The organism is Prevotella sp. CAG:255 (assembly GCF_000431195.1).
Taxonomy (GTDB): Bacteria; Bacteroidota; Bacteroidia; order Bacteroidales; family Bacteroidaceae; genus Prevotella; species Prevotella rara.
Map to the genome: position 1 here is coordinate 1 of NZ_HF986858.1, position 3,960 is coordinate 3,960.

Sequence of the window (3,960 nt, forward strand, 5' to 3'; positions counted from 1 at the left end):
GGCAGGCATTCTAACCAGCTGAACTAACGCACCATTAGGTATCTGTCTCAATTGCGGTTGCAAAGGTATGAATATTTTTTTTATCTACCAAACTTTTTGGCGATTTTTTACAAAAAAAGTTGCATTAGCAGTGCATTATGGTATTTTTTGCCATCGAAGAGCCAGTCTTTCAGCTCATTTGACTTTATGAATCCACTCTTCTCAAACAGGGCTAACGACCTCTCGTTATCCTTGTTTATGCACGCATAAAGCTGATGCAGGTGTAGGATGTTTGCGGCGTAAGCTTTTATTCTTGTTATAGTGGCCAGGGCATAGCCTTTGTTTCTGTAGTCTTGTTTTATTACTATGCCTACCTCTGCTCTCATGTTCTTTGGGTCGAAGTTTATTATGTCAACTATTCCCACAACGTTATGATGTTCGTCTTCTATCATCATCCTTACCTGCTTATCGGCGTAAATGTCGTTTTTTGCATTTGCGACGTAGTCATATAGCACGTATCTTGAGTATGGCACGTTCGTTGTGCTAACGTTCCAAACTTTAGTGTCGTTCTCGATGGTATACAACACGTCGAGATCTTCCGGCTCTATCGCCCTGAGATGTATTGTCGGTAGAATGTCTGTCATCAGGCTATTATCTCGTTGTCTGTTATTATTATGTTGAATCTCGGACTGTATGTGCCGATTTTTACATTGGGCTTGCTGTTTTTAGAGAATAGATTAAGAATGTCTTCATATCTGCATAAGCCTGTGTCATAAACAAGATATACGGGCGTCTTGCAGCTGATGTTTTTTACGGCTTCGGCATGTGCAGCCGGGTCTGCCGGTGTCTGCGTTACTATATATTGTGCGTCCAGGCCGTTACGGTCGGCGAGGCTTCGGCATCTTGATATTGATTCTTTTGTAGAAATAAATATGTAGAGTGGCGACTTGCGTCTTCTGTCGGGCATGAATCCCAATGTCTTCTGTATATGCTCTGACGTAGTCTTTATAAGAGCCGTTGTGGCTTTAAGATATATTGCAGCCTTTATAGGCATGTTCAGCCAGATGCTGAGATGGCCATAGTGCTTTTTGAAGAAGATGAGCATGGCCTCGTAGAACACGTGTACATATTTGAACGATGACTTCTGCGTGCTTTCGCCCTTGTAATGCAGTATCTTTGTTGGCAGATACCAGTTGTCGAAGCCGCTCTTCAGCAGCCTGTATGACAGGTCGATATCTTCACCATACATAAAAAAGTCTTCGTCGAGCAGTCCAGCCTTGTCAAGTGCGGTGCGCCTCATCATCATGAAGGCTCCGCTTATTATCTCAATCTTGGCCGGTTCGTCCCACGGAAGATATCCCATGTAGTATTTTCCCAGTTTCTTATGTGTGGGATATTTGGCACACAGTCCGCACATCTTGTAGAAAGCGGTCATCGGTGTCGGCAGTCCGCGCCGGCTCTCCATGGCGTCGCTGCCGTTGCATTTCAGCATTCTTACGCCCAGTCCGCCCGCATTCTCATGTTCGTCCATGAATCTGATACACTCTTTCAGGGTGTTTTCTCCAACAATAGTGTCGGGGTTCAGCAGCAGCACGTATTCGCTCTTTGTGCGCCTTATGCCCATGTTGTTGGCTTTTGCAAAGCCATGATTGTGATTGCAGGCAATAAACTTCACACCGCGGTTCTTGCCTTTAAGCTTCTTCACGGTGTTGTCTTTTGAATGATTGTCGATTACGTATATTTCTGCGTCGATGCCCTCAACGGCTCTGTATAAGCTGTCGAGACATTGCTGAAGATAGTGTCTTACGTTGTAGCTGACGATTATTATTGCAAGTTTCATTTCTTGTAGCTTGTTTCAGATATGCATCTTGCCATTGTAGGGTTGACGAAAATCAGACAGATAAGTCCGATAATTGCCATATAGCCGAATGCCACGTTCATGAACAGGTAATAGAGCAGGGTGTTGGCCACCATCGGGACACAAAGCATCATCATGCGTATGCTTCCCCAGCGGAGCAGCTCTTTCTCTGGCTCAGCCTGTAGCTTCATGCTGATTTTCTTGACCTTGAACAGCCTCAGTGACGCAGGAATGAGGCATATTGTAATGACTTCCATTAGCGACACGGTAAGAAATTCGGCGTTCTTGCTTGCTGTCAGTTCTCCCGGCAGCAGCGTCTCGGTTTCAAATATTGCGGTTATGGCCAGCAGCAAAGCTATGCTGACGTACATGATTACCGATAGTATGTTTTTTGTTCTTTTCATTTTCTTGGTTAATGTTTTCGCTTTAAGCAGTTTTCCGGCAGGTTGCGTCATCTGCTATTGTCTGCCGTCGAACGGCTGCCGGTTAATGATAGATCGTCCGAGCGTAACCTCGTCGGTGTATTCCAGCTCGCCGCCCACAGATATTCCGCGTGCAATCACGCTCAGGCGTATGTCGAATTTTGCCAGTTTGCGGTAGATGTAGAAGTTGGTGGTGTCGCCTTCCATTGTGGAGCTAAGCGCCAGAATCACCTCTTTTATCTTTCCGCTCTCAACTCTTTCTGCCAGCGAGCTTATCTCTATGTCGTTAGGACCTATGCCGTCCATGGGCGATATTACGCCTCCGAGTACATGATAAAGTCCGTTGTACTGCTGAGTGTTTTCGATAGCCATGACGTCTTGCACGTTTTCAACCACGCACACTGTGGTGTCGTCGCGCCTTGCGTCGGAGCAGATAGGGCAGACGTCCGTGTCGCTTATGTTGTGGCACACGGTGCAGTGCTTTATCTTATGTCTCATTTCGCTTATGGTCTGGGCAAACCTTTCCACCTTGTCCTTGTCTTGTCTCAGCAGAAACAGCACCAGCCTTAGGGCTGTTTTCTGTCCTATGCCGGGCAGGCTTGAAAATTCTGCCACTGCCTTTTCGAGCAATGCCGACGGATATTGTTGGGTCATACTTTGCTAAAATGTTTTTGTCGGCAAAGTTACTTCAATAGTAGTAAAATTCAAAACAAATTTATTTTTATTTTCCTTTGAATGTCTTTTGCGGGTTGCGTGGCTGCTGTTTTGTGCGCTGTGGCTGCCTGTTTTTCGCATTATTAACGTATTCTGCATATCGACTATTGGTGTCCGGCATGAAGAGTGTATCGTATATGAGGAATGCACACTTTCTTATTTCTTTACAAAATGCAGCTTTTTAAGCCTCTCAGGCAGCCTCCGTATTAGCAGCTTGACTGTTTTGCTGTGTTTTAATCGAAAAATAGTGACTTTTGTGTATTTATTTGTAAGCCAGCGTGTTATGTACTATTGTAGTCACGCATGCCACTTTCTGACTGCTGATATGTGCCCTTTTAGGTCGTAAAAGAATGTCTTTTGACTCGTAATTCAGTGTGTTTCGCATCGCATTTCAGTGTGTTTCAGCGGCGATATTGGCTGTTTTATGACAGCAAGTTGGCTTTTCTTGTGTAAAATATCCCCTGTTTTGTCATCTCTGTATGCCATTTTTGCATTTGTGATTGTCTGCTTCTGAAAAATAATTTGTCATGAATTTTTATTGCACACATGCCGGTCCGGCTGCGTTTTCGCGTATGCGCCGTCGTCATTGTGCCTGGGTTCATGCAGGGTATTGTCTGCAGATTTTATCCGTTGCTTATATATAACATTGTGCCGGCGGTTGTATTTTTCTGATATTTTTATTACCTTTGCAAAGGTTTTTCATAAATTTATCGACGACTAAATGATAATAACAAAATCAGAATTTTCAGTGAGCAGTCCTAACATACAGCTTTGTCCTAAAGACACAAAGCCTGAGTATGCGTTTATCGGACGAAGCAATGTTGGCAAATCAAGCCTTATCAACATGCTCTGCAACCACAAAAATCTTGCAAAGACATCGGCCACCCCGGGCAAGACTCTGCTTATCAATCACTTTATTATAAATAATGAGTGGTATCTGGTAGACCTTCCCGGCTATGGATTTGCCAAGCGCTCAAAGACGGTTCA

The 3,960-nt window shown here is 44.4% G+C and carries 5 protein-coding genes; 1 reads left to right on the forward strand and 4 read right to left on the reverse strand.

The window, feature by feature from the left end; all coding sequences use genetic code 11:
- Positions 1-107: 107 nt before the first annotated feature.
- From QVO66_RS11915 to recR, 4 genes are read right to left on the reverse strand one after another with little or no spacing between them, the layout of a single operon-like run.
- Positions 108-623, reverse strand: coding sequence for a GNAT family N-acetyltransferase (locus QVO66_RS11915; RefSeq protein WP_021855720.1), 516 nt, complete (start codon positions 621-623; stop codon positions 108-110).
- Complete coding sequence (locus QVO66_RS11920; RefSeq protein ID WP_021855721.1) at positions 623-1,819, reverse strand: glycosyltransferase family 2 protein; 1,197 nt, start codon at positions 1,817-1,819, stop codon at positions 623-625. The genes QVO66_RS11915 and QVO66_RS11920 overlap by 1 nt, the downstream gene beginning before the upstream one ends.
- On the reverse strand, positions 1,816-2,241 hold the full coding sequence (locus tag QVO66_RS11925) for a hypothetical protein (protein WP_021855722.1): 426 nt from the start codon (positions 2,239-2,241) through the stop codon (positions 1,816-1,818). The genes QVO66_RS11920 and QVO66_RS11925 overlap by 4 nt, the downstream gene beginning before the upstream one ends.
- A 54-nt stretch (positions 2,242-2,295) precedes the next feature.
- Positions 2,296-2,913: a recombination mediator RecR gene (gene recR / locus QVO66_RS11930; protein ID WP_021855723.1), complete on the reverse strand. Its 618-nt coding sequence runs from the start codon at positions 2,911-2,913 to the stop codon at positions 2,296-2,298.
- Between the two features lie 781 nt (positions 2,914-3,694).
- Between recR and yihA the strand changes: the two genes are divergently transcribed.
- The coding region (gene yihA / locus QVO66_RS11935) for a ribosome biogenesis GTP-binding protein YihA/YsxC (protein WP_288172860.1) at positions 3,695-3,960 on the forward strand (266 nt) is incomplete at its 3' end.